The organism is Shewanella frigidimarina NCIMB 400 (assembly GCF_000014705.1).
Taxonomy (GTDB): Bacteria; Pseudomonadota; Gammaproteobacteria; order Enterobacterales; family Shewanellaceae; genus Shewanella; species Shewanella frigidimarina.
Genome location: NC_008345.1, coordinates 3,893,087 through 3,910,853 on the forward strand (window position 1 = coordinate 3,893,087; position 17,767 = coordinate 3,910,853).

Genomic DNA, 17,767 nt, shown 5'->3' on the forward strand with positions numbered 1-17,767 from the left:
ATCATCAGGGGCCTTTATGGCCCCTTTTTTATCTACAATTTGGCCTTTGCCCTTGTTGTTATATTCACACTTGTCATAATGACATCAATTTATTGTTAACTGGAGTTTGACATGGCATTGAGTCAAGCAGACTTAACCCGTATCGCACTTGATATTACCGCTAACTTATCTAATCGAGACCGTTTTTCACGTTTATTAACCACGGTAAGAGAAACGCTCGATTGCGATGCTGCGGCGCTATTATCATTCCAAGGTCATCAATTTACCCCTTTAGCAATTGATGGGTTAAGTGCTGACGTACTTGGACGGCGCTTTATTTTAAACGAACATCCTAGGCTTGAAGCCATTGCTCGAGCAGGAGATATTGTCCGTTTCCCTTCCGATAGCGAGCTTGCGGATCCTTACGATGGCTTAATCCCCAATGTCGACGGCGACTTAAAAGTGCATGCCTGTATCGGCTTACCGTTATTCGCTAACGAGCAACTCATTGGCGCACTCACCATCGATGCACTCGACCCAAACAAATTTGATCAATTCACCAATAATGATTTACGCAGTTTTAGTGCTATTGCTGCGGTTTCTTTAAACAATGCATTACTGATAGATAAACTCGAAAAACAAGCCAACAATTTTACGATTCCGGATACTAAACCATCAGGGCAACTGCATGAAGAAACTGAAATCATCGGTCAAGCGGATAACCTTCTATCTCTGCTTAATGAAGTCAATGTCGTCGCAGCAACAGAGCTCAATGTATTGATTTTAGGAGAGACCGGTACCGGTAAAGAACTAATAGCCAAAGCCATTCACCAAAACTCTGTGCGAGCCAATAAGCCGCTAGTATATTTAAATTGTGCCGCGCTGGCTGAATCCGTTGCCGAAAGCGAACTCTTCGGTCATGTCAAAGGGGCCTTTACAGGCGCAATTAGCCATCGTAGCGGCAAATTTGAAATGGCCGATAAAGGCACCCTATTTTTAGATGAAATTGGCGAATTAGCACTTAATTTACAAGCTAAATTGTTGCGAGTACTGCAATACGGGGATTTACAAAAAGTCGGTGATGATCGTAGCTTAAAAGTGGATGTTCGTATTATTGCTGCAACCAATAAAGATCTTAAAAACGAAGTATTAGCCGGACGATTTAGATCTGATTTATATCATCGTTTAAGCGTGTTCCCGGTTATGGTTCCGCCGCTAAGAGAACGTCAACAAGATATCCATTTGTTAGCCGGATTCTTTATCGAGCGCTATCGGCAACAATTACACTTAGCCCATTTGGGGTTAGAGCCTTCATCACTGCAATTACTCGAGCAATATGATTGGCCTGGTAACATTAGAGAACTTGAGCATGCCATCCATCGAGCTGCGGTATTAGCCAAATCACAAAGCCAAAAAGACGGTATATGCATCATTAAAAATAGTCATTTTGAATTTGCACAGCCATCGTCCACTGCTATACATTCAAACAAAAATCTTCCGATTAAACAGTCGGTAACATCTTTACCACAAACAAGCTTACGTGATGCAACAGACCAGTTCCAAAACCAATTTATCCAACAGATATATAGTCAACAAGGGAGTAATTGGGCTGCAACCGCACGCCAATTGCAAATCGACTCGGGTAACTTACATAGGCTAGCTAAACGCTTAGGATTAAAATAAAAAAAGTGAAAAAAATCAGTTGAAATATTAGACGTAATAAGTGACGATGCGCCCTAACCATCTATACAAATGATCTGTACTAATTATTTGTACTAAATAGTCAAACTTAGCAAGATATTGTAGTCTGACTAATATGACGCCTGTTTTGGAATGATATAATCCTTATGATAAATTCGTTACGCTCTACTTTACTTGCTGCGACAGCCATTGTGTTAAGTTTTTCGAGTGCTGCTGTTGAGTATCGCCTACCTGCTGAAGGCAGTAATTTAGTAGGTGAAAATCAATATTATGTTGTTCCTGAGGGGAAACTAACCTTAGAGCAAATTGCTTCACAGTTTCAGCTAGGGTTGACTAATTTATTAGAAGCTAATCCAGGTGTTGATCCATTTCTACCTAAACCGGGTAGCACATTATTGATCCCGCATCAGCTAATTCTACCTAACGCTAAAAGAGAAGGTGTGGTCATTAACTCTGCCGAGATGCGTTTGTATTATTATCCGAAGGGTAAAAATACTGTCGAAGTATTGCCTATTGGTATTGGTCAAATTGGTAAAGACACCCCTGAAAATTGGGTAACAACAGTACAACGTAAACGCGCTAATCCAACTTGGACACCTACGGTTAATATTCGTAAATCATACGCGGCTAAAGGGATAACATTACCGGCTGTATGGCCAGCAGGCGCTGACAACCCAATGGGTTTATTCGCCCTTTATGTCGGTAACTTGTATGCGGTTCACGGTACTAACGCCACGTTTGGTATTGGTTTACGGGTAAGTTCTGGCTGTGTTCGTTTACGCGATGAAGACATTGAACATTTATATAATAGCGTACCGGTTGGCACACGTGTTGAGTTTATTAACCAACCGATTAAAGCCACTGAAGAACCTGATGGTAACCGCTATTTAGAAGTTCATGAGCCACTGTCACGAACTCAAGCTGAATTTGATTCGTTAGAACCAGTAGCACTATCATTCGATAAAGCCATGACTCGCTTTGTTGCTCACCCAGACACTGACTCATTTACATTAAAACGATTACTTGAGCAACGTACTGGAATGCCAACTCGGATTAATCCATAAGCATTAATCCATAAGACATAAAGATGTTTGGATTTATGCAAACATAACAAAAAATGGCTTTGTTAATTCAGTAAACACTGTGATTAACAAAGCCATTTTTTATATTAGCTTGATAGTTATTCTGAACTCGAAATAAGAAATCTGGTTACTTATCGGGTGTGGTTATCGTCGACCCATTCTGCTCAACATTATCGCTATCACTCACATTCTGGCTATCCCCCAATACTTCACTGGTTTGTGCTAATGCATGTAAGTCTTCCATCGCAACGTTAATATCACTCTGACCAGCATTAATTAGCTCCTCGGCTTGTTCAGCAAATGAAGTCTGTTGATCCATTTCTTGCAGTAACGCGGCGGCATTTTCTTCTGTCACGCTCGACTCTGCAAACGGATATTGCTGGGTATTTGCTTGATTCATGTCAGTAGATGCTGCTTGAGTGCGATTTAACGCAGAGCTGATTGTCGGCTGCATAATCATAGCGGTAATAATCACAATAGCAGCTGCCGCCACCAAGCTAAGTTTACCCCTAGAAATTGGCGTTTTGTTATCCGACATTGAAGACGTTTTCCCTTGACTGGCTAAACGCTCGCTATCAACTTGAGGTAACCCCGACGATTCAGGCCCTTTAGTGCGCATGCCGATAAATTGACCGCCATCATAAATCTCCATTTGATGGCTCGACACCTCACCTTCAACAATACCTGAACTGACAATAATGAGTTTATTACAATGTAATTTACCTTTAAATAAACCAGACACTCGCAGCTCTTGGCAAAAAACTTCACCTTCAACAACACCACTAGGCTCAATTTTTATTTGATCGGTTGAACTGATTTTACCCTTAGTTTGGCCCGCTATCATTGCAGGACCCTGGAGGTGCATATCACCGTCCAACGCCATATCGACACCAATATAGGTCATGCCCTTATTTTTATTATTCATTTTGGGTCCTTGTTAGGGGTAGTACTCTAGGTTAATACTTTTGGTTAATCGATTGTTATTTTTATCACCAGAGCTTAAAGGAAATACACTTCATAATAAAGTATGTCGTTAATGGTATACTACCCAGATCAACAATTTACCCTAAGTACTATGTCGCCATTACAAGTTTACCAACAACGTCTTCAGCAAAATATTGTTGATGATCCTGCGCAGCTGCAAGCCATACTCGCGCTAGATGTGCTTTATCAGCAATGCCTATCGGTTAGTCAAAATAGCCGTGGCTTATATTTATGGGGCGATGTCGGCCGAGGGAAAACCTTTTTGATGGATCTGTTCTATCAAAGCTTGTGTAGCCAGAGTCTGTGCGATCAAAATATCCCTAACTCAAAGCCTCAAGCAGATAAAACCGTATTACGCCTGCACTTTCATCGTTTTATGGCCATGGTCCACCAGCAATTAAATCAAACATCGGGGATCCGTGATCCATTAACTTACATTGCTAAGCAGATTGCGGCTAAATATTCTGTTATTTGTTTTGATGAGTTTTTTGTTGCAGACATCGGTGATGCTATTTTACTCGGTCGATTATTTGAAACCTTATTTCAATCAGGCGTCACCTTAGTCGCAACCTCAAATGTACCGATTATTGACTTATATAAAAATGGTTTACAGCGCGATCGTTTTTTACCCACTATCGATCTGCTCTTGCAATACACCCAATCGATTCATTTAGACGGTCAAATCGATCATCGCTTACACTCTCGCGCCGCAACGTCAACAACATCAGCCAACTGGTTAACATTACCGTCGACAATAACACCTCAAGCGGTGTTTACACTTTTGTATCAACGATACCCACAAGCTAATGCCAGCATAGCAAATACATCTGACTCAATTGAAATTTGTCAGCGCGCTATTGCCATTGAGGCTCAATATGGACAACTTGCCTGGTTTGAATTTTCAGCGTTGTGCCAAGGGCCGCGTTCGGCATTGGATTACATTGAATTAGCCGGACGATTTAGCCATGTATTACTCAGCAATGTGCCTAGATTAGGCGGTGAAGTACGCAGTTGGATTAAAGCTCGCGGCACTGAAGATGGTGCACTAGCAACCACCACTGGCGAGCGACAACTGGCGTATGCCAGTGAAGACGATCCGGCTCGACGTTTTATTAGTTTAGTGGACGAACTGTACGATCAAAAAGTGATGTTAATCCTCTATAGCGACTGCAACTTAGAAGATTTATATGTCGATGGGGCATTACAGTTTGAATTCAGACGCACTTATAGTCGCCTTATTGAAATGCAACAATGGGCGTAAATAGGCCTGCGGTACTGAAATAAAGCGCTTAACAGGCCACTCTGTGATGTAGCTTATGCTGCTTGATAATTTTCAACGTCACTAAATCGACGTAAAAAGTTGTCAAGAGCATCATTGGTTGGATAATCGAATTGGTACTTATTGTGAAAAAATACCGTCAAGCTAACCTGAGCATCAGCTAAGGTAATGGTATAACCATCGTGATCCGTTTGCGCACTAATACCGCATAACCAATAATCATGACCATGATGACCGTCTTCAAGCGCCCGCTTTTCACCATATTGCGTGACTTTATTAAACACTTTCAATGCGCGGTGAATATCAATTTCATTTTTCATATCATGCTCTGCTATTAATGTTTTGCATTGTCATTCAAGGATACTATACGCCAATTGCACTTAATAGATCAGCGAAGAACAACATGATAGATCTGCAAAGCACAAAACAATAGATCAACCCTGAGTCGGTCAGTCTACTTCGGCAGTATTTTTTCGCTGAAAACATTTCCCTTTGTTAACACAACAAGGCAGAATCGCGATACTTTATAACAGACAGAACCTATACCATGCCTGATATTGTGATTGCCTTTTTTGCCCTCGGTTTGCTTGCCGGGTTGATAAAGTCTGATTTAAAAGTCCCTAAAGCGACCTACGAAACCCTATCTATCTTGCTTATGCTGACGCTAGGACTAAAAGGTGGCATGGCACTGCATGGTGAAACAGCCAATTTAGCGATCTCCGAATTACTGTCTGTTATTGCACTTGGGTTCATTATCCCGCTTAGCCTTTATCCTCTACTGCGAAAATTAATTCAATTACCGCAAAAAGAGGCCATTAGTATTGCAGCCCATTACGGCTCAGTTAGTGCGGGAACATTTGCCGTGGTGATGACTATGGTCGATCAATCTCAGTGGCCTTTACGACCAGAAACAACGCTGTATCTAGTACTCCTCGAATTGCCTGCAATTATTATCATGCTATGGCTACACCGCTACCTACAAGCGAAGGTAGCTGGTGATAGCAAGCACTCTTCGGCTGGCAGCGTATTGCACGAAGCACTGACAAGCCGCGGAGTCGTATTACTCTGTGGAGGGGTGATCATAGGCTGGATATATGGCACTAGCGGCATGGCACCGCTCACACCAATGTTATTGGGTGGTTTTAAAACGTTATTAGCACTGTTCTTATTAGAAATGGGGATTAGTACCGCCAAAGTATGCTTTCCCATCCCTTACAAACAATGGCGCTTATTGGTATTTGCTGCGGTAATTCCATTTGTTCTAGCATGGGCGGGTATCGGCTTAGGGGTGTTACTTGATTTACCATCTGGCAGCATTCTAGTGCTTGCTGGCCTTAGCGCGAGTGCGTCTTATATTGCAGCACCGGCTGCAATTAAGGCAGCAATACCAGATGCTAATATTGGTTTAGCGATGTTGGCATCACTTGGGATAACCTTCCCGATAAACGTATTAATTGGCTTACCTATCTATCAAATGTGGATAGAACAGATACTAAGTTGAACATTAATACACTTATAACCGTGCCGGTAAATCGATGTTAACGGCTGTTGTTAACGGCTCTTGTTAACGATGGTTGTTAGCGTTGATTTAATTCGCGACGGATGTGCAAATGAATAATGGTTGCGGCAAGTGTATTATCTGCAGCAGCTTAGCGTTCTTATCGCTTATCGAGTAATTTTCATATGAATGATAAGTAAACCAATATCATCAGCCGAATCATCGCTATTTCACATCAATTTGAGTTCTCTGGTGATGTTTTTCTTTATCGACAAACATGGCTTTATCCACCTTAACCAAATAATCATTTAACGATAATGACTGCCTGGCTTGTCGATGTGCCACGCCCTTACTGTACCTTAAATGGTATGGTTTACCGCTTTGCAAATTATGTTGATTAATGCACTGTTGAAAACGCTGTAATACACTATTAACGCTGACTTCATCGCTTTGGCTCAGCATGACCACAAATTCATCACCAGCAAAGCGGGCAATAATATCCGATTCGCGAAAGCTGTCGATCAATAAGCCAGCAAAAGTCTTCAAGGCTGTATCACCTTCTTCATGGCCAAACTGGTCGTTAATTGCTTTAAAATAATCTAAATCAAAGAAAATTAAACACGTTTCAAAACCAAGCCTATCACCGTAAGCAATCGCCTTATGAGCAAGTAATTCAAAGCCGCGACGATTAGAAATACCGGTTAGCGCATCTAAGGTATTTTGCTGTATCGACAGTAACTCTTCTGCGACAATTTTACCCAAGTCTTCTAAAGCAGCTTCATCATCTTTAGAGAAGGATCTCGGCTTGTCATCAATAATGCACAAAGTGCCAACCCTCACACCATTGGGCATAGTTAACGGATAGCCGGCATAAAATCGAATATTAGGTGCCGCCAACACAAGAGGGTTATCGGCAAAACGTTCATCTTTTAGCGCATCTGGCACAACTAATACATGTTGTTGATTAATAGCATGGCCACAGAATGAAATATCACGCTGTGTTTCACATATATCCAACCCCTGCACAGACTTGAACCATTGGCGCTCTGAGTCGATTAAACTCACCACACTAATCGATACTGAAAACAATCGTTTAGCCAACCGAGTGATACGATCAAAACGCTCTTCAGCGATCGTGTCGAGTACGTTCAGCCCTCGAAGTGTTTCGATTCGAGTGTATTCATTGTCAGGTATCGGTGCCAGCAGCATTAAACAACCTACTTTATCAAAATAATAGTCCTATAATCAAAGCAGTTAAGTGACTAAATATCAACCTATGCTCTTTTTATTAATGTTTAAATCGCTAAAATTTCATTATAAATTTCAATTACACTGTCCGTTTTTTGCAGCACACTTTGTATGGGTAATTTGCCAGGCAACTGTTGTAATGTCAGTTCATGATTCTCGTCACGCAGCCAGCAATAGGTTTGAGTTAAATGCTGAGCTTGCATGATAGGCAATAACTCCAGCTCCGCCAACACTTCAAAAATGCGTACATTATCAGACCAAATAGTTAATTCATGATATTGATGAGCATTCGCTAGCACTAAGTATTGAGCAATAAACTCTATATCGGCAATACCACCAGCACTCTGTTTTAGATCAAATTGCCCTGGTTCCACTTGCAACAAATGCTCGCGCATTTTTATGCGCATGTCTTTGACGGCTTTAGCCAATACCTGTTTATCACGCTCTATTTTCAATACTTGCGCGCGTAAATCACTAAAACGACCTGCAAGCGAATAATCACCAAACACAAAACGTGACCGCACTAATGCTTGATGCTCCCAGGTCCACGCTTCTTGTTGTAAATAGGCACCAAAATGCTCAATCTCACTCACCAATAAACCAGAAGCACCAGACGGACGTAAACGCATGTCTACTTCATATAACTCACCGGATGTTGTGCGGGTAGCAAATAAATGCACAATACGCTGAGCCAACTTCAGGTAGAAATGGCCATTATCAATAGGACGCTTACCATCGGTGGTACCCGAACCTGTGTGGCCGTGTAAAAAAACCAAATCTAAATCAGAACCGTAACCCAGTTCAATCCCACCTAACTTACCGTATCCAATGACGGCAAATCCCATGTTACTTGGACTCGTTTCTGCCGGTATGCCATGGCGAGATGCCACCTGATGCCAAGCTTGTAACACCACTTGTTCAATAATGGCTTCAGCTAAAAAGGTTAAATGATCGCTAACCTGCATAACCGGTAATACCCCAGTAACATCAGCGGCCGCAATCTTCAGCTGCTGAGACAGTTTAAACTGCCGCAACGCTTCCATTTGCTGTTCCATGTCATCTTCGGGTACACGCAACAAATACTGGCGTAATTCGCTCGGGTAATCATCAATCGAGGTAATGTCATACAATTGCGACGGATCAATCAACTCATCGAGCAGCATTGGAAAATTAGCCAGCTCGCGGGCAATCCAAGGGCTTGCACAACACAAACTCACTAATTGTTGTCTAGCGCCTGGGTTTTCACATAAAAGCTCTAGATAGGTGGTACGGGTTAAAATTTTATCCAGCACTTTGGCTACCGGTTTAAACGCTTGGCTCGGTTTAGTTTGAGTCACTAACTCTTCAAGCAACTTAGGCATTAACTTGTCTAAAGTCTCACGCCCTCGGGGTCCGATAGAACGTTTAGACACAGTTTGACGCCACTCACTCAGCAGCTGCCATAATTCTGCATCATCGACTTGTTGCTCTTGCAGCAATGCATTGGCATGTTCATCTTGCTGCACATTCCAAAATAAAGCAGTCCAATGGTCATTATGTTCATGACTATCAGTACCACCGACCGTGGCATTGAAATGGCCATGAATTGTGACCATTGCTTGATTAATTTTTTGACGAAGTTCGACTTCATCAGCCATGTCTAGCGGATAACATAAACGCTGCCAATCGAGCTCATTATTAGGCAGAGTTTGCGTTTGTTTATCATCAATGGCTTGCAACAAGTTTTCCACTCGGCGCAATATAATATAACTGTGTTTAAGCTCATCAACGGCTAAGTATTCCAACTGCCCTAAGCTGTATAAGGTATCAATAGCACCAAATAGACTTTGCTGACGCAATGCAGGTTCGCGTCCACCACGTATCAACTGAAAACTCTGCACCACGAATTCGACTTCACGGATCCCGCCGGCACCGAGTTTAATATTGTCGGTTAATTGTCGACGCCTGACTTCTTGGGCAATAAGTTGCTTCATTTTACGCAATGATTCAATCGCAGAAAAATCAATATAGCGACGATAAACAAAAGGTCGCAGTAAATCATGCAACTCATCGCAATAGCCAGACCAAGGTCCAAGCACTCGCGCTTTGACCATGGCATAACGTTCCCAATCACGGCCTTGTTCTTGGTAATAGTCTTCTAAACCACTAAAACTGACAACTAAAGGACCACTTTCACCATAAGGTCGTAAACGCATGTCGACACGGAACACAAATCCATCAACGGTGACTTGGTCGAGTAAATTCACCAAGCGTTGACCCATACGGATGAAAAATTGCTGATTTGCCTGAGTGCGTCGACCACCAACGGTCTCACCATGTTCTGGAAAGGTAAAAATTAAGTCGATGTCTGATGAAAAGTTAAGTTCACGGCCACCCAGTTTACCCATGCCTAAAATCAGCAACGGCTGTGGATTGCCTTCAGCACTTGTTGGCGTACCGTATTGCTGACACATCTCTTGATACAGCCAATCTCGCCCAGCAATCACCAATGCTTCAGCCAGTGCAGATAAGTCGAGAAGTGATTCTTCTACTGGGGTGTAATTTAAGAAGTCACGCCATGCTAAGCGCACCATTTGCAGATTACGATAACGACGTAAGGCAGACTTAACCAGCTCTTCTTGTGTCAAGTCCGCTATCAGCGAATGTAACTGCGCATCAAACTCACTGCGCACCACATCATCTAATAGGCCATCAAATAACTGCACAATCCATTCTGGATGACGACAAAGCTGCTCACCCATATAGTCACTTAACCCAAACACGGCCGTTAACTCTTGCTGTTGCATGGCTGTCAGTGCTGTTTTAGCTTCCGGCCAAACGTCACAGAGTCTTAACCAGTAACGATCTGCGCTGTCTAACATCGCTGCAGATAATACTTTGTTACCTTGGTTTTGCATGGCAATAATGACCCCTAAAGAAAATGAACATTGGACATATTATGTCGTGAATGGTATATCTATCAGTCAGTCAAATGATCAGATTAATATCATTGACACTAAGATTACTATAACCTGTGTCATATTGAATTAGCACATGAAAAATCTACATTTTGGAGAAAACATGGTAGGTCACCTCCCCCGTGTACTCACATTGATAACGGTATTGTTTGTCACGCTAGCCCTTGGCGGTTGCGGTGACGACAGACCGGAACAAATTGCTAAGTACCAGCAACTGACCCAACAACGACTTGATCTGTTGGCTAGTTCGCTCGACAACAATCAGTTACGCAATGCGACGTTACTCAAACAATACACTCGAGTTCTCGCTCAGCGTCAATCCGACTTAACCCCATTACTAGAAGAATTGGCTAAAGATGCCAGCACTGAAGGACCAATGTTTAAGTCATTAACGCGTCGTTACAAAGACTTAAACGACAGCGCTAATTTTATTGATTTAGACCAGCAGTTAGCTGAAGCACAGAATATTTATCAAGCCGCTGACACCAGCTTGTATAACGATATGCTGTCCGACCCAGTCAATGTTGTTGCCGATATGTCTAAAGGGCAACTCGCCAGAGTGAATGCGATCAGTCGTGAAGCTGAAGCGCTTGCTAATGGAACCGACGGTAGCGGTGCAGGCAGTCAGCTGGTGGGTAACCCAGCTTATGGTAGCTGGCAAAACAATTCTAGTGGCACGTCGATTTGGGCTTGGTATGGCATGTATGCGATGTTTTCTAACTTCACTCGCCCAATAGGTTACGACCGTTGGTCGGGAAATCGTGGTTACAGCTATTATAATGATGTAGGACGTTACCGTTATACCTCACCTAAACAAGCGACATCACAAGCCAAAACCTTTGAACAAACCAAGAAACGTTTTAACAGCCAAGGGAAGCGATTCGACAGCCCTTATGCAAAAACTCGAACAGGTTCTACAAGCTTGTCGCGTCAAAGTGCTAGCGCACCTAAAGCCAGTAGTACCACTCAGAGCGCGAGTCGTAAATTCCGTTCGAGCTATTCAAAAGACAGCAGTTTCCGTAACTCAAGCAGCCGCACTAGTCGCGGTGTTAGCCGTGGAAAATAGGTAAGGACTCACCATGACATTTTTTCAAGAATATGGCTTAACTCAACATTTGGCGATTATTTTAGCCATTGATTTAACCATCGCCATCGTTTTACTGGCGCTAATGCGTTATTTGCAAGGCTGGAGTATTAAAGTCAACAGCAGTGCAGAGCTAGCAGAACGTGACAATTTTGCATTTGGTATCAGTACCGCTGGTGCAATTGCTGCATTAGGGATTGTGCTTACAGGCGCCATTACCGGCGAGGCTGCACCGTCTTATTTAACCGAAGCTATTGGCATGTCCGCTTACGGCTTGTTTGGCTTAGTATTGATTAAATTAGGTCGCTTTTTGCATGATAAAATCGCCTTAAATGAATTTGCTAAAAATTCTGAAATTCTTAAAGGTAACGTGTCTGTTGCTGTGGTTGATGCCGCTGCCGCTATTGCTACAGCAATTATCATTCGCGCGGTCTTAATGTGGGCCGAAGACATTACTTTAGATACCTTCATTGCTATTTTTAGTGCCTTTTTGATCTCACAACTGATGTTAGTGATACTCACTCGATTACGTGAAAAACGTTACGCTAAACGTAATCAAGATGCCTCAATGCAGCAAGCCTTAACTCAAGGTCAAACGGCATTAGCATTGCGCCATAGCGGCTACATGATAGCCATGGCGTTAAGCTTCAATGCGGCAAGCCATTTTATTGTTTATGACCCAACGGCCTATGTAACCAACATTATCGGTTGGTGTGTATTCTCATTGATAATGCTAGTGGTGTTATCGCTGCTGATCGCCTTAGTGAAAAAACTGGTGTTAGCCGGAATTAATCTTGCTGAGGAAGTCGAAAAGCAACACAACATAGGTATTGCAGCCGTTGAAATGGCGATTAGTATTGCCGTTGCTCTTATTCTTACGGCGTTAATGGCTTAATTTATGACAACACCTTTGCTCGATGAACTTCCCACCAATACAACACTGGGGGACTCGCAGCAAAGTCCTCTATCATCCCGTCAAGTATCGAAGTTTGATGATGCCTTATTACTCGGCATCATGGCTTCGCTGGCGGGATGTGGCCTTATCTATGAATATTTACTGTCACACTATGCCGGCCGAATTCTCGGCGCACTAGAAGCTGCCATTTACACCATGATTGGGTTAATGATTGTGTCTATGGGTGTGGGCGCATTTGCTGCCCGTAAAATAAAATGCGCGTTTACAGGCTTTGCCATGCTCGAATTAACCGTGGCACTGTGTGGCTCATTTGCCATTATCGTTACCGCTGCCGTGATTGGATTTGGTCAACAACTTCCATTAACTATCGCCAATACATTGGGCTTGCCGCCCGATCATTTACCCAATGGTGGCTTTATTGCCAGCCTGCAAACCCTTAGTGAATTCTTACCTTATGTGTGGGGAGTATTGCTTGGGTTAATGATTGGCATGGAGATCCCACTTATTGCTCGAGTTCGGCAATCCTTATCTGAAGCACACTTACTGCATAATGCCGGCACCATATATGGTGCCGATTACATTGGTGCTGGTATCGGCGCCGCTATCTGGGTTGGTTTTATGTTGTCGATTGATATTCAACTAGCAGCGGCATTAACAGCCAGTGTTAATTTACTCGCTGGGCTAGTATTTATTTGGCGATTTTGGGCACAGATCCGTTATGCTAAGTGGTTGCTAGTAGGCCACATTATTGCCAGCGTTGTGATTGGCTTACTCGCGGTTAAAGGCCCTAGCTGGGAACAGCATTTTAATAATCTATTATATAAAGATCATGTGGTTTACGCTAAAGCAACACGGTTCCAGCAGCTCAACTTTACTGAACGTTTGCGCGGTGGCGAATTACCTCCGGTTTATAATTTATACATTAATGGTCGTCTGCAATTTTCGAGCAGTGACGAGCATATTTATCACAGCTTCCTAGTGCATCCCACACTGGCGGCCAGCGCACGTCACGATAACGTGTTAATTATTGGCGGTGGTGATGGCTTGGGGCTAAAACAAGTGCTCAAATGGCAACCAAAAGCCGTTACCTTAATGGATTTAGATAAAGACTTGCTGGCACTGTTTAAATCGCCTCCGGCAGATATGCCCAAGCACTTAAGAGATGCATTACTGACGTTAAACGGCAATGCCTTAAACGATCCTCGCTTAACGCTTATGGTCGACGATGCGTTTAACGGTGTCGATAAGCTAATTCAAAATGGCAAAATGTTTGATGCCATCATTGTTGACTTACCCGACCCAAGTCATCCAGACTTAAATAAACTTTATTCAGATTTATTTTATCGCAAGCTCAACGAGTTACTCAGCGCTGATGGCGTGATCACGGTGCAATCAACCTCACCTTATCATGCCCAAAAAGCATTTATGTCGGTCGGAAAAACACTGACTGCGGCTGCATTTAATGTAAAGCAGTACCACCATAATGTCCCTAGCTTTGGTGAATGGGGCTGGAGCATTGGCAGTAAAATGGGTAAAAACCCGCAGCAACGATTGGCTGCAATAGATCAAATTCCGGTACCAGAAGAGTGGCTTACCCCAGGGCTTATCCACGCTTCATTTGAGTTTCCAAAGCATTTCTATAGCGATATAGACAACATTAAAGTCAATGAAATTGGTTCACTACAGCTGTATCACTACCATTTAGCGGCTTGGTCAGAAAACGAAGTAATTAATCTTTTTTAATTGGATCAGATAGCGCTTGACATATTATGTCTAGATGCTATCTTTACTCACAGACATAATATGTCAATTAAGGACGAATATGAACATCCATACTATTGCAGGTCACTTAAACGGACTGTGCGATCAAAGCAAAACCGGTTTTCAGTTTGATTGTTATCCAATTGACGGTGATGTTGAAGTGTTACAAGTCAATATTGTCGGCCGAGAAGAAATTCCGGTGTTTGTATCAGTAACTGACAACCAAATATTGTGTATCAGTTATTTGTGGGGCGAAAACGAAGTAAACCAGGCTCGCCGCGCTGAAATGTTTGAGACCATGTTAGAGCTCAACATTCCAATGCCATTATCATCGTTTGCCAAAATCGATGATAAATATGTGGTTTACGGTGCATTGTCTGTGCAATCAAGCATGGAAGAAATTGAACAAGAATTAGCAGTACTGTCAGACAACTGTCTGGAAGTCATCGACGAACTCGTCGAATTTTTAATTTAAGGAGCCAATTATGGGCATTCTAAACAAGATTCTTACAGCGTTTCGTGGTGGTGCAACTGAAGTTGGCCAAAATATCGTTGACGCAAACTCAACCCGAATTTTTGAACAAGAAATTCGTGATGCAGAAAAACATTTAACCCGCGCTAAACGTGAACTAACTGACGTGATGGCCAAAGAAATGCAGGCCAGCCGCGAAATTGATCGCCTAAAGCGTAGCGTTGTTGAGCACGAAGGTTATGTAACCCAAGCGTTAGATAAAGGTAATGAAGCTTTAGCGATTGAAATTGCTGAAAAGATTGCTCAGCTAGACGAAGAATTAGCTGAACAACAAACTGCCAATGACAGCTTTAGCTCACATGCAGTGCGTTTAAAAGATTTAGTGAAGAAGACTGAGCGTCAATTAAATGATTATCAACGTCAACTTACTATGGTTAAAACCACTGAAAGCGTGCAAAAAGCCACTGCGACTATCACAGACTCATTTGCATCAAGCAATTCAAAACTGCTTAACGCTAAAGATTCACTAGAGCGCATTAAAGCACGTCAACAGCAGTTTGATGACCGCCTAAAAGCGTCAGAAACATTAGCTGAAGAGAATAGCGATAAGTCATTACATGCCAAGTTAGCTGAAGCAGGTATTGGCGAGCAAAAATCGAATGCTAATGCTGTGCTAGATCGCATTAAAGCACGTAAAGGTTAAGCTATTATGGGATTTCTTAGCGGCCTATTCGGCAAAAAAGAAGCCCCGAAGCGTCAGCTTGACCATCCTAATAAACTGCTCAAGGGTGATATGATCACCTTTGATGACAGTTTTGCTTTGCCTACGCAATTGCGTGGGCAACAGCTTAAGGTTGAAGCTATTCATACCTATGAATACCAACGCTCGCAGCTTTGTGAATTCTTATTACGTGGCCATAGCGGCACCGCAATCTATTTATCCTACGTGCAAGAAGACGAATCTTACTTAAGTATTTCAATGAAAATCAATCGCGCTGTGGTTGAACAATTGTTTGATCTTGATGCATTTGCTGAAATATTTGAAGAACCAGGCAAAGCAACGCTGACATTGCAGGCGCTTCCAGCCGAGTTAGCTGCTGAGTTCGATAAATGGCTCAGTGATGAATATCATCAAGTTGAATTTGCAGCTTTTGGTTACTTCCACCGTCAAGATTATCGCGATCTAAAGCCGCCTCAAAACGACGATGATGCTCGCGGCGAAGGTTTTGAAGGTTACAGTTTAGCCAATTCGGATGATACTCACGCACTTGATGTTGAAGTTTACGAAAGTGGAGACACTGAAGTGATGTTGACTTTATATCGCCCACTGACCGATATTAGAGAGTACTGGCCAGCAAGCTGATACAGGTAGGAGACGATTTTCTAATGAGTTCAGGCAAACCGTTACCAGATAAGTGGCTTAAAAACCAACAAGCAGCAAAAGCAACCCAAGTGGCTTTTGATCTGGATGAGAAGTTTCAATACTCAATCCGAAAAGAAGCCTTAGACAAAGGCGTCAGTCCTTCAGACCAAATCAGGACCATACTTGGACTATCTGTATCCAAACGTCCTAAGCGCCCTCGTTTAACTGTGTCATTAAATGCTGAAGATTATGTTATTTTAGCCCAGAAATACGGCTTAGAATCAGAGTCGCAGCTGGAAATCAAAAAGCGCGTATTAGATGATTTGGTTCACTTCGTAGATACTAAATCGTCAAAATAAACACCTTTGTCAGCACAGTACATCAACTAAAAACAACGCACTAGACACTTGTCTTGTGCGTTTTTTGTTATGATAAACTCAATATCTTACCAAAGCCTCTCGGCGAACGAATGTAAGCGGACTTAAAATATGCTCGAATCTAAAGGTTGGTCGATCAAAAATGTCGATGGTCCAAGCCCATTTGAACTCGCAATGATGGTGTTATCATTGGTCTCCGTGGTGATTGTACTCACCATTACGTTTGGTAAATTAGATGCTGAAACCAACAAAGTGTTGCTGTATATCGACACGACTATCTGCATGATTTTTATGACCAAGTTTTTCCATGGTTTATTCAAAGCACGTAATAAAGGCTTTTACTTTAGGCACCATTGGATAGACTTTGTTGCCAGCATTCCGGCCATTGAAGCACTGCGTATCGCCCGTATATTCCAAATATTAAGGGTTATTCGATTAATCCGCATGAGCCGGTCATTATTAATCCCGTTATTACGTCAGCGAAAACAATCTACATTAGCCAGTTTACTGGTGGCGATGGTATTAATTTTAGCCACGGCATCTGTACTTATTTTATTAGTAGAGAGCACTGAGCCTAGCGCCAATATCCAAACAGCAGAGCAAGCCATTTGGTGGGCATTAGTGACCATATCAACCGTCGGTTACGGTGACTTCTATCCCGTCAGTACTGTAGGACATATCATTGGTGGATTAGTGATCATTAGTGGTGTCAGCTTTTTCGGGGTGATATCTGGTTATATGGCATCTGTTTTCGTCGCACCAGATGAGCAAGAACGTAACGAAGCACAAGAGGCTCAAGCCGCGCATAAAGCTGAAATCAATATCAAGCTAGAACAAGCACTTGAGCGCATGGAACAAAATCAGCAGCAAATGATCGAAGAAATTGCCACTTTACGCAATCAACTCGATCAGCGTAAATAGCCTCTGCAATATCTCACAGCCATTTTAGTGACGACCAAGGAATAGTTTCTTATCACTCGCAGCGTCAACGGCCAGCCTTATGCTGCATAGTTTGTGGGACAATGAATTGTTTAAAAACGTTTATTATCCCGATGAGATGAAACAA

At 42.6% G+C, this 17,767-nt stretch carries 16 protein-coding genes; 12 read left to right on the forward strand and 4 right to left on the reverse strand.

The window, feature by feature from the left end; translation table 11 throughout:
• The first annotated feature begins 111 nt into the window (after window positions 1-111).
• Together norR and SFRI_RS16790 are read left to right on the forward strand one after the other, a co-directional pair.
• Window positions 112-1,662, forward strand: a complete 1,551-nt coding sequence (gene norR / locus SFRI_RS16785; protein WP_011638693.1) for a nitric oxide reductase transcriptional regulator NorR — start codon at window positions 112-114, stop codon at window positions 1,660-1,662.
• Window positions 1,663-1,829: 167 nt separating this feature from the next.
• Window positions 1,830-2,744, forward strand: a complete 915-nt coding sequence (locus SFRI_RS16790; protein ID WP_041413714.1) for a L,D-transpeptidase family protein — start codon at window positions 1,830-1,832, stop codon at window positions 2,742-2,744.
• Between the two features lie 145 nt (window positions 2,745-2,889).
• Here the strand turns inward: SFRI_RS16790 and SFRI_RS21080 are convergent, their stop codons facing one another.
• Entirely contained in the window at window positions 2,890-3,687 is a 798-nt protein-coding gene (locus SFRI_RS21080; protein ID WP_011638695.1) for a polymer-forming cytoskeletal protein, read from the reverse strand.
• A 102-nt stretch (window positions 3,688-3,789) separates the two neighbouring features.
• On the opposite strand from SFRI_RS21080, the gene zapE reads away from it, so the two are divergent.
• Window positions 3,790-5,007, forward strand: a complete 1,218-nt coding sequence (zapE, locus tag SFRI_RS16800; protein WP_011638696.1) for a cell division protein ZapE — start codon at window positions 3,790-3,792, stop codon at window positions 5,005-5,007.
• Between the two features lie 53 nt (window positions 5,008-5,060).
• Here zapE and SFRI_RS16805 read toward each other — a convergent pair whose 3' ends face one another.
• Window positions 5,061-5,345 (reverse strand): DUF3081 domain-containing protein, encoded by a 285-nt coding sequence (locus SFRI_RS16805; protein ID WP_011638697.1) that lies wholly within the window; start codon window positions 5,343-5,345, stop codon window positions 5,061-5,063.
• 227 nt (window positions 5,346-5,572) lie between these two features.
• Between SFRI_RS16805 and SFRI_RS16810 the strand changes: the two genes are divergently transcribed.
• The gene (locus SFRI_RS16810) at window positions 5,573-6,526 is read left to right on the forward strand and encodes a sodium-dependent bicarbonate transport family permease (protein ID WP_011638698.1); all 954 of its coding nucleotides are present in this window, start codon (window positions 5,573-5,575) and stop codon (window positions 6,524-6,526) included.
• A gap of 222 nt (window positions 6,527-6,748) precedes the next feature.
• Here the strand turns inward: SFRI_RS16810 and SFRI_RS16815 are convergent, their stop codons facing one another.
• Window positions 6,749-7,732: a sensor domain-containing diguanylate cyclase gene (locus tag SFRI_RS16815; RefSeq protein ID WP_011638699.1), complete on the reverse strand. Its 984-nt coding sequence runs from the start codon at window positions 7,730-7,732 to the stop codon at window positions 6,749-6,751.
• Between the two features lie 86 nt (window positions 7,733-7,818).
• Window positions 7,819-10,668 (reverse strand): bifunctional [glutamate--ammonia ligase]-adenylyl-L-tyrosine phosphorylase/[glutamate--ammonia-ligase] adenylyltransferase, encoded by a 2,850-nt coding sequence (gene glnE, locus SFRI_RS16820; RefSeq protein WP_011638700.1) that lies wholly within the window; start codon window positions 10,666-10,668, stop codon window positions 7,819-7,821.
• A gap of 163 nt (window positions 10,669-10,831) precedes the next feature.
• On the opposite strand from glnE, the gene SFRI_RS16825 reads away from it, so the two are divergent.
• From SFRI_RS16825 to SFRI_RS16860, 8 genes are all read left to right on the forward strand, one after another.
• Complete coding sequence (locus tag SFRI_RS16825; RefSeq protein WP_011638701.1) at window positions 10,832-11,794, forward strand: hypothetical protein; 963 nt, start codon at window positions 10,832-10,834, stop codon at window positions 11,792-11,794.
• A 13-nt stretch (window positions 11,795-11,807) separates the two neighbouring features.
• The gene (locus SFRI_RS16830; protein WP_011638702.1) at window positions 11,808-12,707 is read left to right on the forward strand and encodes a DUF350 domain-containing protein; all 900 of its coding nucleotides are present in this window, start codon (window positions 11,808-11,810) and stop codon (window positions 12,705-12,707) included.
• 3 nt (window positions 12,708-12,710) lie between these two features.
• Window positions 12,711-14,471: a polyamine aminopropyltransferase gene (locus SFRI_RS16835; protein WP_011638703.1), complete on the forward strand. Its 1,761-nt coding sequence runs from the start codon at window positions 12,711-12,713 to the stop codon at window positions 14,469-14,471.
• Window positions 14,472-14,550: 79 nt separating this feature from the next.
• Window positions 14,551-14,964: a YjfI family protein gene (locus SFRI_RS16840; protein WP_011638704.1), complete on the forward strand. Its 414-nt coding sequence runs from the start codon at window positions 14,551-14,553 to the stop codon at window positions 14,962-14,964.
• Window positions 14,965-14,974: 10 nt separating this feature from the next.
• Window positions 14,975-15,664, forward strand: a complete 690-nt coding sequence (locus SFRI_RS16845) for a PspA/IM30 family protein (protein WP_011638705.1) — start codon at window positions 14,975-14,977, stop codon at window positions 15,662-15,664.
• A gap of 6 nt (window positions 15,665-15,670) precedes the next feature.
• Window positions 15,671-16,324: a hypothetical protein gene (locus SFRI_RS16850; protein WP_011638706.1), complete on the forward strand. Its 654-nt coding sequence runs from the start codon at window positions 15,671-15,673 to the stop codon at window positions 16,322-16,324.
• A gap of 23 nt (window positions 16,325-16,347) precedes the next feature.
• Window positions 16,348-16,683 carry a hypothetical protein gene (locus tag SFRI_RS16855; protein WP_011638707.1) on the forward strand — a complete coding sequence of 112 codons (336 nt, stop codon included), beginning with the start codon at window positions 16,348-16,350 and terminating at the stop codon, window positions 16,681-16,683.
• A 129-nt stretch (window positions 16,684-16,812) separates the two neighbouring features.
• Complete coding sequence (locus SFRI_RS16860; RefSeq protein WP_011638708.1) at window positions 16,813-17,622, forward strand: potassium channel family protein; 810 nt, start codon at window positions 16,813-16,815, stop codon at window positions 17,620-17,622.
• Window positions 17,623-17,767 lie beyond the last annotated feature (145 nt).

Bases quoted from the DNA above. Each gene is read 5' to 3' on its own strand.
- norR (WP_011638693.1), top strand. From the start codon at position 112: ATGGCATTGAGTCAAGCAGACTTAACCCGTATCGCACTTGATATTACC.
- SFRI_RS21080 (WP_011638695.1), bottom strand. From the start codon at position 3,687: ATGAATAATAAAAATAAGGGCATGACCTATATTGGTGTCGATATGGCG.
- zapE (WP_011638696.1), top strand. From the start codon at position 3,790: ATGTCGTTAATGGTATACTACCCAGATCAACAATTTACCCTAAGTACT.
- SFRI_RS16805 (WP_011638697.1), bottom strand. From the start codon at position 5,345: ATGAAAAATGAAATTGATATTCACCGCGCATTGAAAGTGTTTAATAAA.
- SFRI_RS16810 (WP_011638698.1), top strand. From the start codon at position 5,573: ATGCCTGATATTGTGATTGCCTTTTTTGCCCTCGGTTTGCTTGCCGGG.
- SFRI_RS16815 (WP_011638699.1), bottom strand. From the start codon at position 7,732: ATGCTGCTGGCACCGATACCTGACAATGAATACACTCGAATCGAAACA.
- glnE (WP_011638700.1), bottom strand. From the start codon at position 10,668: ATGCAAAACCAAGGTAACAAAGTATTATCTGCAGCGATGTTAGACAGC.
- SFRI_RS16825 (WP_011638701.1), top strand. From the start codon at position 10,832: ATGGTAGGTCACCTCCCCCGTGTACTCACATTGATAACGGTATTGTTT.
- SFRI_RS16830 (WP_011638702.1), top strand. From the start codon at position 11,808: ATGACATTTTTTCAAGAATATGGCTTAACTCAACATTTGGCGATTATT.
- SFRI_RS16835 (WP_011638703.1), top strand. From the start codon at position 12,711: ATGACAACACCTTTGCTCGATGAACTTCCCACCAATACAACACTGGGG.
- SFRI_RS16840 (WP_011638704.1), top strand. From the start codon at position 14,551: ATGAACATCCATACTATTGCAGGTCACTTAAACGGACTGTGCGATCAA.
- SFRI_RS16845 (WP_011638705.1), top strand. From the start codon at position 14,975: ATGGGCATTCTAAACAAGATTCTTACAGCGTTTCGTGGTGGTGCAACT.
- SFRI_RS16850 (WP_011638706.1), top strand. From the start codon at position 15,671: ATGGGATTTCTTAGCGGCCTATTCGGCAAAAAAGAAGCCCCGAAGCGT.
- SFRI_RS16855 (WP_011638707.1), top strand. From the start codon at position 16,348: ATGAGTTCAGGCAAACCGTTACCAGATAAGTGGCTTAAAAACCAACAA.
- SFRI_RS16860 (WP_011638708.1), top strand. From the start codon at position 16,813: ATGCTCGAATCTAAAGGTTGGTCGATCAAAAATGTCGATGGTCCAAGC.